General features: G+C 41.3%; 15 protein-coding genes and 2 pseudogenes. 6 read left to right on the top strand and 11 right to left on the bottom strand.

Annotated elements, in window-relative coordinates; translation table 11 throughout:
* The 3 genes and pseudogenes from ACEW80_RS24350 to ACEW80_RS24360 all read left to right on the top strand — a co-directional run.
* The coding region (locus tag ACEW80_RS24350; protein WP_373529061.1) for a ParA family protein at positions 1-202 on the top strand (202 nt) is incomplete at its 5' end.
* Positions 202-420: a hypothetical protein gene (locus ACEW80_RS24355; protein WP_373529062.1), complete on the top strand. Its 219-nt coding sequence runs from the start codon at positions 202-204 to the stop codon at positions 418-420. The genes ACEW80_RS24350 and ACEW80_RS24355, both read left to right, overlap by 1 nt.
* Before the next feature lie 374 nt (positions 421-794).
* Positions 795-1,681: pseudogene (locus ACEW80_RS24360) on the top strand (ISAzo13 family transposase).
* Positions 1,682-1,710: 29 nt separating this feature from the next.
* Here ACEW80_RS24360 and ACEW80_RS24365 read toward each other — a convergent pair.
* Positions 1,711-2,265: a recombinase family protein gene (locus ACEW80_RS24365; RefSeq protein ID WP_373529063.1), complete on the bottom strand. Its 555-nt coding sequence runs from the start codon at positions 2,263-2,265 to the stop codon at positions 1,711-1,713.
* A 150-nt stretch (positions 2,266-2,415) separates the two neighbouring features.
* Between ACEW80_RS24365 and ACEW80_RS24370 the strand changes: the two genes are divergently transcribed.
* Positions 2,416-5,481: a Tn3 family transposase gene (locus tag ACEW80_RS24370; protein WP_373529064.1), complete on the top strand. Its 3,066-nt coding sequence runs from the start codon at positions 2,416-2,418 to the stop codon at positions 5,479-5,481.
* Positions 5,482-5,544: 63 nt separating this feature from the next.
* Here the strand turns inward: ACEW80_RS24370 and ACEW80_RS24375 are convergent, their stop codons facing one another.
* Positions 5,545-6,345 (bottom strand): SAM-dependent methyltransferase, encoded by an 801-nt coding sequence (locus ACEW80_RS24375; protein WP_373529065.1) that lies wholly within the window; start codon positions 6,343-6,345, stop codon positions 5,545-5,547.
* Between the two features lie 173 nt (positions 6,346-6,518).
* On the opposite strand from ACEW80_RS24375, the gene ACEW80_RS24380 reads away from it, so the two are divergent.
* The gene (locus ACEW80_RS24380; protein WP_373529066.1) at positions 6,519-7,163 is read left to right on the top strand and encodes a thiamine phosphate synthase; all 645 of its coding nucleotides are present in this window, start codon (positions 6,519-6,521) and stop codon (positions 7,161-7,163) included.
* Positions 7,164-7,522: 359 nt separating this feature from the next.
* Here the strand turns inward: ACEW80_RS24380 and ACEW80_RS24385 are convergent, their stop codons facing one another.
* The gene (locus ACEW80_RS24385; RefSeq protein WP_373529067.1) at positions 7,523-9,322 is read right to left on the bottom strand and encodes a DUF6402 family protein; all 1,800 of its coding nucleotides are present in this window, start codon (positions 9,320-9,322) and stop codon (positions 7,523-7,525) included.
* A 31-nt stretch (positions 9,323-9,353) separates the two neighbouring features.
* Between ACEW80_RS24385 and ACEW80_RS24390 the strand changes: the two genes are divergently transcribed.
* Complete coding sequence (locus ACEW80_RS24390; RefSeq protein ID WP_373529068.1) at positions 9,354-10,043, top strand: hypothetical protein; 690 nt, start codon at positions 9,354-9,356, stop codon at positions 10,041-10,043.
* Positions 10,044-10,255: 212 nt separating this feature from the next.
* On the opposite strand, the gene ACEW80_RS24395 is transcribed toward ACEW80_RS24390, so the two are convergent.
* From ACEW80_RS24395 to ACEW80_RS24430, 8 genes and pseudogenes are all read right to left on the bottom strand, one after another.
* Complete coding sequence (locus ACEW80_RS24395) at positions 10,256-10,825, bottom strand: tyrosine-type recombinase/integrase (protein ID WP_373529075.1); 570 nt, start codon at positions 10,823-10,825, stop codon at positions 10,256-10,258.
* A gap of 12 nt (positions 10,826-10,837) precedes the next feature.
* A pseudogene (locus ACEW80_RS24400) lies at positions 10,838-11,422 on the bottom strand (DEAD/DEAH box helicase family protein); the annotation flags it as partial.
* A 70-nt stretch (positions 11,423-11,492) separates the two neighbouring features.
* The gene (locus tag ACEW80_RS24405; protein WP_373529069.1) at positions 11,493-12,527 is read right to left on the bottom strand and encodes a YhcG family protein; all 1,035 of its coding nucleotides are present in this window, start codon (positions 12,525-12,527) and stop codon (positions 11,493-11,495) included.
* Positions 12,524-13,795: a restriction endonuclease subunit S gene (locus ACEW80_RS24410; protein WP_373529070.1), complete on the bottom strand. Its 1,272-nt coding sequence runs from the start codon at positions 13,793-13,795 to the stop codon at positions 12,524-12,526. The genes ACEW80_RS24405 and ACEW80_RS24410 overlap by 4 nt, the downstream gene beginning before the upstream one ends.
* Complete coding sequence (locus tag ACEW80_RS24415; protein ID WP_373529071.1) at positions 13,792-15,306, bottom strand: N-6 DNA methylase; 1,515 nt, start codon at positions 15,304-15,306, stop codon at positions 13,792-13,794. The genes ACEW80_RS24410 and ACEW80_RS24415 overlap by 4 nt, the downstream gene beginning before the upstream one ends.
* 246 nt (positions 15,307-15,552) lie before the next feature.
* On the bottom strand, positions 15,553-15,786 hold the full coding sequence (locus ACEW80_RS24420; RefSeq protein WP_373529072.1) for a hypothetical protein: 234 nt from the start codon (positions 15,784-15,786) through the stop codon (positions 15,553-15,555).
* 2 nt (positions 15,787-15,788) lie between these two features.
* Positions 15,789-16,430: a ParA family protein gene (locus ACEW80_RS24425; RefSeq protein WP_373529073.1), complete on the bottom strand. Its 642-nt coding sequence runs from the start codon at positions 16,428-16,430 to the stop codon at positions 15,789-15,791.
* A gap of 467 nt (positions 16,431-16,897) precedes the next feature.
* On the bottom strand, positions 16,898-17,224 hold the full coding sequence (locus tag ACEW80_RS24430; protein ID WP_373529074.1) for a hypothetical protein: 327 nt from the start codon (positions 17,222-17,224) through the stop codon (positions 16,898-16,900).
* Between the last annotated feature and the right edge of the window lie 166 nt (positions 17,225-17,390).

The raw sequence follows: 17,390 nt of genomic DNA on the forward strand, positions 1-17,390 counted from the left end.
CAGCAACGCCAATCAAGATAAAGTAATCCTGGAAGCTGTAGAACAACAGTTATCTTCCTTAGCTAAGGTATATCCCGCGATTCCTCGCGCCACTGCATTTGCTGATGCAGCAATGAGTCGTCAACCTCTAGCAGTTTATGCCCCAAAACATCCAGCAGTTACAGTTTTAAAGAAGATTGCCCAAGGCATGGAGAAGCTGTAATGTCAAAAAAACGCCTAGAAGTCCCAAAGATGCGCGGCGTTGAAGATTTATTAACTATGGATGTTTTGGCATCTGCTGCTACTACTGTTTCCATCCACAAAATTCGAGTTGCCAAAAAACAACCACGCCGTTGGTTTGACCCCGAAAAAATGTCACAGCTTGTGCAGTCGGTACGAGAATACGGGATTTTAGAACCCTTGGGAATGAGGATTAAATAAGATCCAAAAATCGGTCATGCAATAATAGGCTGAATCTATCCACTGAATTCTTCGATTCTATGACTCCGTATTCATCCAAGATTGAGCAGCAAATGCAACGACTATATTCGTCCTTAAGCGAAAAGGATCGTCGTCGCTATGCCGCGATAGAATCCATCAAACTGGGATGGGGAGGAATAAGTTATATCAGTAACCTGTTTGGTTGTGATTATTATACACTTCGGCTGGGAATGGAGGAGTTAGACGATAAAGCGGCTATGAGTATGAGTGGAATTCGCCGTCAGGGCGGCGGACGCAAATCAGCACTATCGAGCATCGAAGGTTTAGAAACAGTATTTTTACAAGTGTTGGCGCAGCATACAGCAGGTTCACCGATGGATGAAACGCTAAAATGGACTAACCTGACGCGCATTGAAATTGCCGAGTTGTTACACGAGCAAGGGATAGAGGTGAGTGTAACGGTTGTGGATCAACTGCTAGAACGCCATCACTACCGCAGACGCAAAGCTCAAAAGCGTTTAAGCACTGGAGCGCATCCCCAGCGCAATGAACAGTTTGAAAATATTGAAGAGTTGATTGAAACCTATCAAGCCGCAGGGAATCCTGTGATCAGCATGGATACAAAAAAAAAGAACTGATTGGGGGGTTATATCGAGCAGGGAAGTTGTATACCCAAGACGAGATTGAAGTGTTTGACCATGATTGGCCTACCTTAGCTCAGGGCGTAGTGATTCCTCATGGGTTGTATGACCTGTCCCTCAATGAGGGCTACATCCAGATTGGAACCAGTCATGACACGGGTGAGTTTGCCTGTGATTCACTGCGCTATTGGTGGAAGCACTATGGCTCAAAGCGCTATCAGACTGCTAATTCCATCCTGTTGCTGTGCGATGGGGGTGGCAGTAACAATTCTCGCCATTATCTTTTTAAGCAAGATTTACAAGCTTTGGTGAATGAGTTGGGAATTGAAATTCGCATTGCCCACTATCCCCCATATACCTCAAAATACAACCCCATTGAACATCGTTTGTTTCCTCATGTGACTCGTGCTTGTCAGGGAGTCATTTTTGAGAGTGTTGAGATAGTCGAGGAGTTAATCGCAAAAACTAAGACCAAGACAGGGCTTCAGGTGTTTACAACGATTTTAGATGGCATATACAAGACCGGTCGCAAAGTTACAGAGGAGTTTAAGCAGATGATGGAGATTGTATTTGACGATTATTTGCCGCAATGGAATTATACAGCCGTACCGCAGATATAGTAATTATGGATCTTATTTAATCCTCATTCCTAAGAGGCAGCGGATTTTTTGAGGTAACGATAGACACTCGCCTTAGAAAGAGCAAAGTCTTTCATAAGAATTTTGATAAGAGTACCTTGTGTCCGTCTCAGATGAAGTTCGTTAATCTGCGGAGCGGACAATATCTGTTTTCGCCCGAAGCGAACACCCAATTCCTTCGCCTTATGAATCCCATCAAGTTGTCGCTCAGAGCGAATTTCTGTTTCAAACTCAGCAATAGCACCAAGCATATTGAACAGAAGTCGTCCAGTTGAATTTGAAGTATCAAGATTCTGGTCGAGGACGTGCAAAGCGACCTGTTTACGATTGAGTAAGTCGGCAATCTGGCAAAGATGAAGAGTAGAGCGAGCCAAACGATCCAAACGGGACACGACCAAAGTATCACCCTCTCGGACATATTCCAAGCAAGCATCTAATCTAGAACACTGTTGGATTGTGCTACTTTTTTTTTCTTGGTAAATTTTATCACAATGTTGGAGCTTATCCAATTGGATATCAAGACTTTGCCCTACAGAACTAACCCGTGCATATCCAACAAGAGCCATAATGACAAACTCCAAGTTATGCTCATACGTCTCATTATTCTTTAGACTTTGAGAGAGTTGCATTTTGAGACATAAAAAGAGACATGATTTTGGTATGTCTCAAAAAGTATAGTTTTTGAGACATATTATCTCAAACATAAACAATCAAAAATGGAAGATGAGAGTTTCAAAACTAGCCGAAAAGAAAAGCGTCTAAAAATTCTGGCTGCTGATGAAATAGAGAGTATTTATGGTAGACCTTGTTTTACGGATGAAGAGCAAACTGAATACTTCGCTTTATCACAGTCAGAGCTAGAGTTACTTGAAGGATTTAGAACGATTAAATCTCAAGTATATTTTATTCTCCAATTAGGATATTTCCGGGCAAAACATCTATTCTTTATATTCACACTTGACGAAGTTGAATCCGACTTTGAATATATTATAGAGAAACACTTTAATTCCCGACAAATTGGAGAAGTTAAAGTAATTGACAAGCAGACTCGGCTAAAACAGCAACGGTTTATACTTGAACTTTATGGTTATCGTAGCTGTGCCAAAAAAGAACGTCAAGAACTTGAGCAAAAAGCACAGCAATCGGCAATGGTTTATAGCAAACCTATCTATGTCTTCCGTGAAATCATCAATTATCTCACCAAACATAAAATTGTTATACCAGGTTATAGCTTGATGCAAGACTTACTATGTCTTGCCCTAACTTCGGAACAAAACAGACTGATAAACATTATATATAATGGGTTGAAAACCTCGGAAACAGAAGCTTTAAAAAAACTATTGTCAGATTCAACAGGTTTATATGAAATCACACAACTCAAACACGAGCCGAGAGATTTTAGTCTCAAAGAAATCAAGCAGGAGATTCATCGGGGTGAACAACTATTCTCATTTTATCAAATAGCCCGCAAGTTATTACCAGAAATGGGTATATCCAATGAAAATATTAAATATTATGCTTCTTTAGTAGGTTATTACTCTGTTGCTAGATTAAAAAGACTGAATGAGTGGACAGCGTATATTTACATTATCTGCTTTGCCTATTATCGATATCAACAACGTTCAGATAATCTAATTAACTGTTTAATATCCAGGGTGAGACATTACAGTGATGAAGCTAAAAGTGTTGCCAAAGAACGTTTATATGAGTGTTTCGTTGAAATCAACGAAAACTTGCAAAAAGCTGGCCAAGTTCTCAAACTTTTGACAGATGAAAGTATTGCACCAGATACACCTTTTCAGGCTATTCAGTCAAATGTTTTTGGCATTTTACCCCGTCAAAAGTTGATGGCTGTGGCAGACCAGATGGCTAAGACTGTAAGTTTTGATGAAACTACCTTTCAATGGGAATATATTGATAAACTGTCTCGTCAATTCAAATTGCATTTGCGACAAGTAATAATGAGAGTTGAATTTACGACCACATTGTCTCAGGATACATTGATTGAAGCGGTCGATTTCTTGAAAGCAGCATTTAATAGGGGTAAGCCACTCAAAGAGTTTAAATCTGAATTATTTCCGGTTGAGTGTATTCCAGCTTCCGTTACGAGTTATCTCTACGCATATGATAGCGAACAACAAAAGCAGTTAATTCCAGATCGGTATGAGTTCTTAATCTATCGGCTGCTCCGAAATGGATTAGAATCGGGTGATATTTCTTGCCGAGATAGTATTCATTTTCGTAGTCTTGAAGATGACTTAATTGATGATTTGCGATGGCAAGAAAAACAAAAGTTAATGGTTGATAATAATTTAACTATTTTAACTTGCCCGATTGAAGAACATTTAATCTTACTCGAACAAACACTCGAAGAACGTATTGTAGAAGTTAATCGCCGCATTTCTGCTGGAGAGAATGAGCATTTTCAGATTAAAAAGCGTGGAAATAAAGTCCATTGGAATCTCTTATATCCTCAAGGTATTGACCTCATAAACTCTCCCTTTTTTGATGATTTAAAACAAGTTAATATTGGGGAATTATTACATTTTGTAGATCGCCATTGCAATTTTATTAAAGCTTTTGACCATGTGTTAGGTCGTTACCAAAAACACCCTGTGGATGAGCGTGTCATTATTGCCTGCTTAATTGCTTGGGGTAATAATATGGGAATGGGAAGGATGGGACAAATCTCTGATATTAACTATCAACTTCTTGCTAGCACTTCCGACAATTTTATTCGTCTAGAAACACTCAAAGAAGCAAATGACCTGATTAGTAATGCTATTTCTCAACTGTCAATCTTCCATCATTATGATATTGATAATATGCTTCATTCTAGTAGTGATGGACAGAAGTTTGAAGCTCGGATTAATACAATTAATTCACGCCACTCTCCTAAATATTTTGGGCTGAAGAAGGGTGTTGTATCATATACATTGGTTGCTAATCATATTCCAGTTAATGCTAGAATCATCGGGGCTAATGAGCATGAAAGCCACTTTGTTTTTGACATTTTATTTAATAATACGACTGACATTCAGCCTGAGATACATTCAACTGATACACACGGTACAAATGAGATTAACTTTGCCATTTTACATTCGTTTGGTTATCAATTTGCTCCACGTTATAGAGATATACATGAAAAGGTTGCTAAGGCTCTGTATGGATTTAAGCATCCCAGCAATTATGATGGTATAATTAAGCCTATTCGTAAAATTAATACTGACTTAATTGTAGAAGAATGGGAGAATATTCAACGGATAATGGTTTCACTAGCAGTTAAGGAGACTACGCAAAGCATTATTGTTAGTAAACTCAGTGCTTATGTTCGTAAGAATAAGACTAGACGTGCTTTGTGGGAATATGACAATATTCTTAAAAGTTTATATTTACTGGATTATGTTGACTCTTTGCCTTTACGTCAAAATGTTCAACGGGCATTGAATCGGGGTGAAAGTTATCATCAATTACGTCGAGCTATCTCCCATGCTAATTTTGGTAAATTACGCTTCAAGTCTGAACTTGAGCAACAACTTTGGGGCGAATGTGGGCGGTTGATTGCTAACTGCATTCTTTATTACAATGCCAGTATCTTGTCTAATGTTCTTGCCCATCGAGAGAACATTAATGATGTTCGAGGGATTGAGGAGTTGAAACAGATTTCTCCTGTCGCTTGGCAGCACATAAATTTATATGGTCGTTATGAGTTTAGGAAATTTTCTAACCCGATCAATTTGGATCATATTGTTCAGCAGCTAACCCAAGCCCCGTCTCACTAATTTCCCTATTCCCCCTTTTCGAGGGTTTGTACAAAAAACCCCAGCTTTAGAGAAGAATTGGAGCTATTCTTTCAATGCTGTGACAAAAAAGACGCGAGCAACATCTGGAACATCTCGGGGTGGAGATTTATAAGTATAACGACCAAAATGGGCTTGTTCGTCTCCTGGGTGAACAACTGATGCCTTCCATCCATAAGTAGCGAATAAGGTTTCTGGCTCCTCGCATCCATAACGCCAATATTTAGATAATCCGTCGTCGCTCTGTAATATCAATTTTGTATTTATTAAATCAGCCCCTAAGCAACTGGTGGGCGCACTTAAGTTAGTAATTGTCTTGAGTAAATCATGTACCTCATTCTCACTCAAGTAGTAGAATACTCCCTCCACTAACCAAATGGAAGGGATATCAATTTGATATCCTTGAGCAATGAGCAGATCAGACCAAGCTTCTTTAAGGTCAATTGACAGCGAGTGTCGATGGCATAAAGCTTGAGAATTTTCTAAAAGAGATTCTTTAAGTTGCAAGACTTCAGGTTGGTCTACTTCGTATAAATGAGTGTCAGGATGCCAACTAAGTCGGAAAGCCCTAGTGTCCATCCCGGCTCCTAAAATGACAACTTGACTTCTTTGATGGGCAACAGACATTAAAAAATCATCAAAAAATCGTGTTCGTGTAGCAACAAAGGGTGTGCCTCTATTTTCGTATTCTTTGGCTTTTGGTATAACTTCTGCAATCATTTCATCCCCAGCTAATAAAGCCGCCAACGGGTCTGAAAATAACCTATCTGGTCTTTGTGTTTCTATAGCCCGCACTGCCGCCATAATACGGGAGGTTAAACCGACAGAATCCTTAATCTCAAGCATTATTCTTTTGTTACTAAAATGTAATTTTATGTAAAAAGTAGTCTAAAATCATATCCTCTCATACAACTTGACTGTTTTTATTCTGCAAGCAATGACACAGCACCGAATGGCACTAAGAAAAGCGGAAAGACTTACCAATTAAGCAGTCTGTAATTGTTTGCGTAACTCATGCCGTGGCTTGGTCATTAAAGGGTAAGCTCATGACACTAAAAGTAAAACATTTCCAAAAGATCGCAATATTTGATACCACATCAGTAGTTGCCGAAGAGCTACTTTCTCATGACTTGTCAAAGCTTGCTAAAAAAGTTATAGAATGGGGAAAAATAGCTACCAATAATGGTGCAGATTCTTGCTATGTGCGTTTATATGATGCGAACAAAGAAACTATAGATATAATTTTGGAGAATTTGCCTTATAAAGAATTACCAATCATACTACCATTTTCTCTTAATCATGAATCTTCTTTGGTTAGTGCTTTTCATTTTAGAGAGAATGACAAAATTAAAACTCATCAAACGAAAAACCGTAATGTGCTGTTTGGCAAGTCATGCCACTCGTTGAAATCTATAAAAGAAGCGGAACAGTGCGGAATAGACTATGTATTTTTTTCACCGATTTTTGAGACACAAACTCATCCAGAAGCAAAAGGAATTGGTCTAAGTATGCTTCGGAAGGCTTGTGAATCAACGCAAATCAAGGTTTTTGCCCTCGGAGGAATCAACGAAAATAATTATAGGCAATGTCTTGATGTAGGTGCGTCTGGTGTTGCGGGAATTAGTATGTTCACAAAGTCCAGCCCTTTCAACGCGAACAAATGAACTAGGAATTCAATAGCTGAAAGCCTTTCCCAGCATCACCCGCACTCTTAGCATGGAGTGTCTTTAATAAAGAATCCAAACTTAATCGGCATCAAACGAATGCTTTAATAGACATCTCCGAAAAAGAATAAAAATGTGGTAAAAGGCATCACCGTGCCAAAAAAGGTTTTTTGTACTCTAAGAAAATTTCAAGTGCCTGAAACGACGATTTTTCGTTCCAACTTGATCAAAACTAGCAGCATAACCATAGTTCTTTCACCAAAAAGCACTTATTGAAAGGCTTACCCCATCTTAGTTTCAGCCTTCGCGTACAATTTCCCCGGTTTGGCATGGTGATGCCTGTCTGCTCTTTAACAAATCTAAATAGATACTGTAAAAGAGGAAGATAAGAGCGGTATTCCTCCACTTATTAATCCTCTCTCCTCCACGGTAGATATTACAACAAAGTCTTGACCCAATCCAGTCTGATCTCGATATCCCCTGTATGTACTGTTATATACCAAATTATCATTTTCAGGAAATATTGAGGCTTGGTTAGGTTCGTCCCAAGTTCCAAGGTATTGAAATCCGTTAAATTCAAAGATATCAAGAGCGTAGATGCCAACACCTGTAGCAGTTACTCTAATTGCATCGTTCGATACTTTTTCTGCTTCTCCTATAGGAATAGCGTAGAAACTGAAATCCCCTAATGCTCCTAAGAGCGGATCTAGAGGTGTAAGTTCAAAGTTTGTAGGTGCTGATACTAAATCAAGGAAATCAAAAGGTGAATCTGGTTTTGTGATAACAGGACTAAATTGAGTCTGCTGACTTCTGAGAGCATCCACGCCTTCTTGTTCGACTCCAAAATTGATGACCGTTCCAATTGGCTCATCTTCTAGCCTTCCATTTAATCTTTCTGCCAGTTCGTCTCTAGCATTTTCACTAAAAAGATAGTTTACATCTGTTAGCTGATTGAAAGCTCCCTGTGCGCGACCATCTGTATCAACGGAGGGTTGAAGAATCCAGTCTAAGCTAATTAGTGCAACAGTAGGTTCAGCTTCAAAAAGTTCATTGTTCACTCCTGATGGCAATACCTTTTCTTCACCATTTAACCATCGCTCTTGAAAGCTCGCCGCTACTTCCCATTCCTCACCTATGTTACGCATGATTTGAGGAATTTTCCTCACGAAGAAATAGTCAATTCCTAGTCCATTATCGTTTTCATTGATCTCTGGGATGAGATTGTCCGGATCAACAATAGTAAGGATTCTATCAGCATTAAGCTCTTCATTTGATAGTTCTAAAGGTATATCTTCAATTGGTAAACTATACCAAATCTGGTTTCCTATAATTTCAGGATTTGTTTGATTAACAAATATTTCGCTTATTCTCTCATCACTTAAAAAAATACCTCTATCACGCGCAAAATAAAGTCCAACTTCAACATCCTCTCCGAAGGAAACATCAGCATCCTCTACTTGAAATCCATATCTCAATGAACCATTTTCACTATTCCATTGAGGCTCAAGTGCTATAAAGTTTGCTTGATCGGGTAATGCTTGTAAAGCTTGCACATTAACAACATCAAAACCAGGAGAAGCTCCTCCAGTATCAAGTCCAACAATTCTGACTGCTTCAACTGGACTTGTAAATCCAATCGAAGCTAAATCAAAGGATGACGTAGTTCCTGCATTTGCAGTACCAAGGAGAACAAGATTTGCACCGTTAAAAGGATCAAGGTTAATTAAAGGAAAAGCAGGATTATAATCAGAACTGACATAAACTTCTGCTTGCTCAGTTACAAAATCCCTTTCTAGTACGAAAATATCATTTCCTGGTTGATCGAGGATAAGTGCATCTGTGAAACCGACTGTAACAAAGGAGCCTGTGGGTAAAGAGAGGGCCCCACTTGTATTACTGCCTAAAATAATACTTGGTGTAACTGGGACAGAATTATTACCCAAAGCATCGATACCATACGGACCTGGAAGCGGACCTGCACCACTATCAAAGTAGTCGAGTACTACATCTGCATAAGCTAACCTGCTTATGGAGGAATTTTCTGGGCTTGGTACATTCCCACCTAATAATCTTGCCATACTCGCCTCTCTAGTTAAGGTGACATATCTTTTTGCAACAACAATCGTATCATCAGATATGATGTCATTGAGTATTGTCACGTATAAGTCTATCTTTTGGAGATAAACAAGTATGCAAAAGTCATTAACGGCTGCTATAGGAGCCGCGTTTATAGCTCTCGGAACTTTCGGTACATCTCCAGCTATTGCAGCCCTACTAGATTTTAATTTCACTACCGAAAGAGGCTCAACTGGTTCCTTTACCTTAAATACGGATATAACTCCTAACCCATTCCCAGCCATAGGTCGTAACGATGACGGAACCGTGACTGAAATAGGCTTCTCATACCCAAACGCTGTTTCTAACTTCTCGGTTTCAGCAACAAATATAAATTTGCGTGGCATCACCTCTGATTTTGGTGTTTTTCCAGGTATACCTTTAGATCCCCCTAGCACAGGGATTTTGAGTTCTGTTGAGTATCCTCCCGGCTGTTTAACAACAACTGGATTTTTCTGTTCAATTGATGTTGATCTTGGGTACTCAGGTAATATTTCAGAACTTCCCGTACTGTCCGACGACCCACTTTCCTACTCTAGAAATATTGTTTTGCGCGTTGCTGATTTGGCAAGCGGCTTGGTTAACGAAGATCCTATTACGAATCTTCAAGTTGTCTCTAACCGCCAAGTTGTTCCTGAGCCTGACTCTGGCTTAGGTTTACTAGCTGTAGGTGCTGTGGGAGTCGGCTTACTACTGAAAGGCAAGATGAACAAAAATAAAGTGGCAGTAAAACAAAAGGTTAGGACTTACGCATTGACAGAATAACAAAATAGTGAATTGATAAATAGGGGTCGTCTACTTTCCAGGTATCGGACAATCAGAGAAATTACTAAACCATCCACAGCACAACAACGGGTAGTAATGTGATAGCAATAATCCGCTTTAATTTGGCGAGGTTGACGGGGCATGAGAATTTATTGTTAGGTGTAGCGAACTCCAAAAATAATTTACCAACTGTCCTGGGATGGTTTTCTATTTCAATGAAACTTTAATGTATTAACACCATCCTGCAAATCCTCGTCCGTGACTTCAAGATACCTGTCCAATGCTGCCAAAGTTTTGTGACCAGATATCTTCTTAATAACCTTAGTCGGAACGTGGGACAAGTGCATTTTAGTCAAGCAAGTTCGCCTAAAACTATGGGTGCTTGCCCCTTCAATATCAAGTTCATCAAACGCAGCCCGTAAAATCTTATCGGCAGAGTCTGGATGAATGTGTCCCCGCCCCCAGCGCCCAGGAAACAAGAACTCTTTGGGAGATGAATAAGCCTCTAATATTTCCCGAAGTTCATCACAGACAGGGATAGAGCGCGTGTCAGTTTTACCTTTAGTATTTTCTTTACGCACGGTTATGCGTCCGCGCACACCTCCAGAAATGCGGTAAGCGCCTCTGGTGTGCATGGTACAGGCTTCGGAGATTCGCAATCCGCAGTAAAGGCAGAGTCCGAATAAAGCGCGATCGCGTTCGGTTTTAAAACCTTCGGTAAATAACTGAACGATCTCGCTTGATGATAAAATTTTAGCTTGATCGTGACGGTCGATTTTCATAGCCTGGAATAGAAAGAGTTTCCAGGCGAGTTGGAAGGCGATGAAGGTTTTACCTGTGCCAGTTGCCATTGTTAACAGAATCCGGTCTTTTCCTTGGCAGATTGCTTCTAGGACGTGCTTAATGGCATTATGTTGATAATAACGGGCTTCCCATGTGCCGCTTTTATCTTCAAAGGGTATGGCAGCAAAGCGATCTCGCCATTCGTTGGCTTCGCTAAAGGTAACATCCCACAGTTCGTCGGGGGTAGGATATTGGTTGACGTAGCCTTCTGCACCTGTGTGCATATCTACTTGATAAAGTCCGATGCCATTTGTGGAGTAGGCGAACCGCGTCTGCAATTTTTCGGCGTATTTTTTGGCTTGTCCTAAGCCTTCGGTATCGGGCAATCCGCGTTTTTTGGCTTCGATGACTGCAAGTTTTTCACCGCGATAGACGAGAACATAATCGGCGATGTCTGATTGGGCACGTTTACCATTGCCAACCAAGCGACCAGGGGCGATAACTTCGCGGCGGATGCGACTGCCTTCGGTGATACCCCAGCCTGCGGCTTTGAGTGCGGGGTCGATTAGTTCAGCGCGGGTTTCGGCTTCGTTCATTTTTATAGTGGACAGTGGGCAGTTGAGAGTTACTCAGATTGCCTTCTTGTCAATTGTCCACTGTCCATTATTAACTGTCCACTATTCTCCGACGGGCAGTGGCGATCGCTTCTTGCAGTTTAGCCTGTAACACCTCTTTAGGTGGTAATACGGTGAGGTATTCGGCGACATGGATGCCGCTTTTATCTAGTTCTAGCAATTCGATTTGCTCTTGCTTTTTACCTGCACATAAGATAATTCCTAGAGGTGGCTGTTCATCAGGCTCTTGCTCGTATTTGGCCAGCCAGCGCAGGTAAAGTTCCATTTGGCCTTTGTATTCGGGACGGAAGTTACCGAGTTTGAGGTCGATGGCGACGAGGCGTTTGAGTTTGCGGTTATAAAATAGCAGGTCAATATAAAAGTCGTCGTTGTCGATTTGTAGGCGTTTTTGACGAGCGACAAAAGTAAAGCCGGCACCAAGTTCTAGTAAGAATTTTTCGATTTCCCGCAGGATGGCATCTTCGAGGTCTTTTTCGAGATAGCGATCGCTTAAATCCAGAAAATCTAAAATATAGGGGTCTTTTAGCAACAGATCAGGTGATACTTGTTGATCTTGGCGCAGTTGCTCTAGATCGTGGCGAATGGTTTCTTCGGGTTTGCGGGATAGGGCAGTGCGCTCGAATAGCATGGAGTTGATGCGTTCTTGCAGTTGACGGGATGACCAACCCTCTAAAGAGCAAATTTCGATGTAGAAGTCGCGTTTTAGGGGTTCATCAATATACATTAGAGTTTTGATATGCGTCCAACTCAATTCTCTCCGCAGTGTGGAGACAATCTGCTCATCAGCAAAGGTTCCCGCAAAATGTAGACAATGCCGTAGTTGTTTTTCGCTCCAGCCTTTACCATAAGTTTGGGTTAGCTGCTGGGATAAAGAAACGATAATTTGTTTGCCATATTCGGCGCGTTGACCTTGCAGGATTTCGGTTTGGATGCGTTTGCCGACTTGCCAATAAAGCAGGGTAATTTCTGCATTGATGGCAACGGCGGCGCGTTGTTTAGCGGCATCAATAAACTGTCTGATTTCTTGAAACAGGCGATCTCTCGGTTGAGGCAGGTCATTGCTCATGCGGCAATTCCCTCTTTAGCGGCTTTCGTCACTTGGTTAGCGGTGTCTGCGGTGAGTTCGCCAGTAAAGGCTTTTTGTAGGATGGATTGTTTTAGTTCGTTGAGGGCGGCGATTTTTTGGCGGAAGATGGTTTCGAGGCGTTGGGTTTCGGCGTATAGTTCGTTTAGAGTATCTGCACAAACTTTTTGTTCAGCGATATTTGGTGGGAAGTAAACTGATATCGCACCTAATTTTTTAGGAGAAGTATGTCGGACTTTTACGCCTGATGCACTGCTTTGAACCGCCGATCTAAATTTTTGGGTGTTGAACTGATGGAAGAAAAAATCATTGTGCCATTCAAAACCATCGGTAACTTGCACAAGACCAAGACGTTGATTATGTAAAAATTTATCTGACTCTGGAACTATTAGAGAACTACCAAGAAGTCCAACTGCTTGTTCTGTCATTGCAAAAAGAAAGTCGCCCTTTTTCAGAATAAATCCATCTGGAATTTCTCCAATATAGTATTTGGTCTTGTCGCCTTGGTCACGGTAGCCACCACTCTCATAAAAAGAACCTGGTGTTAACAATATATAGTCAGATTTCTCAGCAGTAAAAAACTCACCCTTAAAAGCAAATCCATGTTTTATAGAGCAAATATTCTCTAACTTCTTCTCTAGCCACCCGTAGCCTTTCTGGGTGAATATGGCGTTTAGATAGCTTTCAAATAGTTCGCGGGAGTTGGCGAGGTTCTTTTCGGTGTTTGCGATCGCTCGATCAATCCCCTCAAATGCCTCATCCAAAATCGCCACAATCCGCTTTTGTTCTGGAAGTGATGGTTTCGGTATTTTATGTTTATTGAGTTTTTCTATTGGAAGAGCTTGATAAGCTGAACCATGAGAAATACCATTTAATTCATCAACAAAAGCCATTAATGAATATTTAAGGAAATAAGGATCTATATCTCTGAAATCTCTTAGCCATAATACATTTCCATCCTTAAAGTAAAAGTTAGTATTGTCTACTACATATATTTCGCCTATTGTGCCGATAGCAGTAATTAGTAAATCACCTATTGCAGGAGCGCCAAACTTTCTATTTATTTCATTAAATCTATCTTTCGATATATATAGTTCTGTCGATATTTTTCGTCCATTTGCTAATTCTTTAATTTCTTTAGTTCTATAGAACGGAATTCCTGCATCAACATATTCACTTTTAAATATACGCTTACTAGAAGTGATTTTCCCTAGTTGTTCTAGCGAAACCATGTTCCATTTTTTTTTCATAACATCCCCCCAATCCCAGCCAAGATTTCTGCACTCTCCGCATCCAAAGCAGCAATTTCATCCAAAATTTCCTCTGGTTCCCGTAACGTCGAGTCCTCAGCCTTATTTGGATTCTTCACCGACAAATCGAACGTCACCCGATCCAAATCAGCAATATCCACCAGCCAAGACTTTTCTGTTTCCGCTAACCTATCCTGTAACTCCACAAACTCGCGCAAGTCCTCATCATTCAGGGAATTGGTTTTACCCATATTCCGCCCTGGATCGAGTTGGTAATACCAAATTTTCTGAGTAGCCATCCCCTGATTTAAAGGTTTTCCCTGAGAAAACAAAGGCGTTCCCTGAACGGAGTCAAAGGGCTTTCCTTTCTCAAAAAACAGCACCACCGTTTTCACCCCCGCCCCGATAAAAGTCCCACTGGGACAATCCAAAATCGTGTGCAGATTGCAACTATTCAAAAGCTCCTGCCGCAATGCCCGTGAAGCATTATCCGAATTTGACAGAAAAGTATTTTTGATTACCACCGCAGCCCTACCGCCCATCTTCAGGATTTTGATGAAATGCTGCAAAAACAGAAACGCCGTTTCCCCAGTCTTAATCGGGAAATTCTGCTGTACTTCCTTACGTTCCTTGCCCCCAAACGGCGGATTAGCTAAAATCACATCAAAGCGATTCTTGTCTTGAATATCGCTGATATTTTCCGTCAGCGTATTGGTGTGGATAATGTTCGGCGCATCGATGCCGTGCAAAATCATATTCATGATCGCAATCACATAAGCTAAACTCTTCTTCTCCTTGCCTGTAAAAGTAGCTGTCTGAAGTTGCTCAAGCTGTTTCGTGGTGAGATTACCCTGACGCAAATAGTCATAACTCTCACACAAGAACCCCGCAGATCCACAAGCCCCATCATAAATGCGATCGCCAATCTGCGGTTTCACCACCTGAATCATCGCTCGAATCAACGGACGCGGCGTGTAATACTCCCCCCCATTGCGCCCCGCATTGCCCATATTTTTGATTTTGGCTTCATAGAGATGGGATAGCTCATGTTTCTCCTGCTGCGATCGAAACCTTAGCTCATCAATATATTCCAGCGCATCTCGCAGACTATAGCCACTTTGAAATCTATTCTTGATTTCGCTAAAAATCTCACCAATTTTGTACTCGATGGTATCTGGGCTGGTAGCCCGTAGCTTAAATCCCTGGAGATAGGGGAATAGCTGGCGGTTCACGTAATCAATCAAATCATCCCCAATCAGCGCATGATCGTGATCCACCGTGCCATCCGCCTTCTTGGGAGCCGCCCAAGCCGACCAGCGATGCGCTTCATCAATGATAAATTCATAGGACTTGCCCACTAACTCCGCTTCCAGTGCGCGTTCTTGCTCCAGATCGTCCAGATATTTGAGAAACAGCAGCCAGGAAGTTTGCTCCGTGTAATCTAACTCTGTAGTACAACCCGCCTCTTTCCAGAGAACGTCATCAATATTTTTAAAGGTTTGCTCGAACATTTAGCTTTGCTGTGAGATTTTTAATATTACTGGCTTGGCTCATATCTTGCACCTACGGCGTGAAATGAGCAGTGGTGCAGAAAGTTATGCTAAACCTCCATTGCCCTGTGAAACCGATTCAGCCGAGTTTCTGACACTAATGCTTTGTCAGTATATCTTGTGTTGAAAACTATGAAATCAGAAATCGCTAAAAGAAGAAAGCAAGAAATCGTCTTTTCGTTATTTAGCGAAAGAACGAAAGCAATATTAACCGTGATTATCTGTCCAGTATTTAAAAATCCGTTGCAATAGCTCGACTTGGGTACAACCGTAGGTAGCAGCCACAATCTTAAAATCCTTTTTAAACTCGGCAGGCACTTTAAAATTTAGATTAGAAATTTCACCTGGATCGGGCTTCTCCAAGTTATCTTTTGTTTCCTTAATGCTAGGGGGTTCACCTTTGCTTGGTTTGCGAGGTGGTGGAGGTGGTTTAGTTGACATAATTAGGATTCTTGCTTACTCAACAGATCAATAATTCCTTGTGCTACTTGTTCGGCTCGTTGCTTCAAGGTAGGAAACGTGACCTCAGAAACAGCACGACCGTTATCACTTGCCTGACGATAAGCAGTCTTTTCTGGAATTGAGCCAGCCACTGTGAAATATCCAGCTTTATGAATATATGATCTGCCCTCCTCAATTTCATTCTCCCGATCGCCGACTCGACATAAAACAAAAATAATTTTATCCGTAGAGATTTTGGCGTTTACCAATTCATGCGCCAACAGTACAGACGGTTTGAGGTCATCTAGTGACAAGCCTGTGGGTAAGACAAGTAAATCACTTGCACGGGCAATTTCTAAAGTGCCTTGCATAGAATGTGGTGGCCCATCCATAACCATGAGGTCATAAACCGAGGCGTGTTTAAGTGCTTGAGCAACAGTGCGGAATGGTTCAACAGCAATCTCCGGCTGGATACCATTGACTGAGCGGCGTTGTTTCCAATCCGTACTCGTACCTTGAGAAATATCCAGGTCAGCTATTTTTACATCCCAGCCAGCAGCAGCATATTCACGGGCAATAAGCCGAGCAAGAGTGCTTTTACCCACCCCCCCTTGTTGAGAAATGACACCCACCAATACGGTCATCAAATTTCGTCCTTTCGCCCTATAGCGAATTAGTTATATCGTGTTTTCGCTTAATCGTACAGAGATATTTCGTTTAAGCAAGAATTAGCGATTTAGCGAAATAACGATTTCGTCCTTCAATCCAAGTAAGGACAGCAAACGTAAAACTTATTGTAGATATACTGATTGAGAATGCAAAACTGCTCTCAAGTTTTTACAAGAGAGCAGTAGCAGCAAAGCGCGATAAATTTACATGGGGCTTCATAGATTCAATGCCCCGGTTACTGTATAGGTGGTTCGGTATGTAGGGATATACAGCTTACATGGTAGCAAGTTCCGAAAAAAATTCATGTTCTTTACAGAGAATTCATGAATCGCACTTTTGTAGAAGCGGTCAACTTCATACCTCAAACTAAGCCTGTTCAGCCCCCAACAGCCCCACACCAAACACAATCCCAGCGAAGGAAGTAGGGTTTTGTTGTATGTGGTCATGAAGAAACGCCAGCTTCAGATACAGCAACCCCCACATCTGGTTTGACTTCCTTTGCTTTTTTCTCGAAAATTTGAATTCCCGCGTCAATGATCTCAAAACCGTTTTCTGTTCGCACACCAAGCTTGCCCGAAACAGCCCCAGCCCAGTCTGCAAATTCCGAGGCGCTAGTTTCAGCCTTCCGCCAACTTTTGGCATTAACTTGAGCGGTAAAGACTATACCGTTCTGGTCAGTGAACTCGATTGCAACTTTCTTATTCTCAAGAGGTGTAGCTGTTGGTAGTTCGCCACTAAATTTTATTGTCACTTCGCTTTTGACTTCCATACCTTACCCCTGGCTCATTTCACCCCATCATCAATTTCATTTTTCCCGCTCCTGATTTTATCTTGGATTAGGTTGGTTGAGTCGATGGGGGATATTATTCCCCGCACCTCTCAGTTAAATCTGGGCGTGCGACTTTCACCGCACCCAGCTTCCGATGTTCTCAGCT

Source organism: Nostoc sp., assembly GCF_041747015.1.
Taxonomy (GTDB): Bacteria; Cyanobacteriota; Cyanobacteriia; order Cyanobacteriales; family Nostocaceae; genus Nostoc.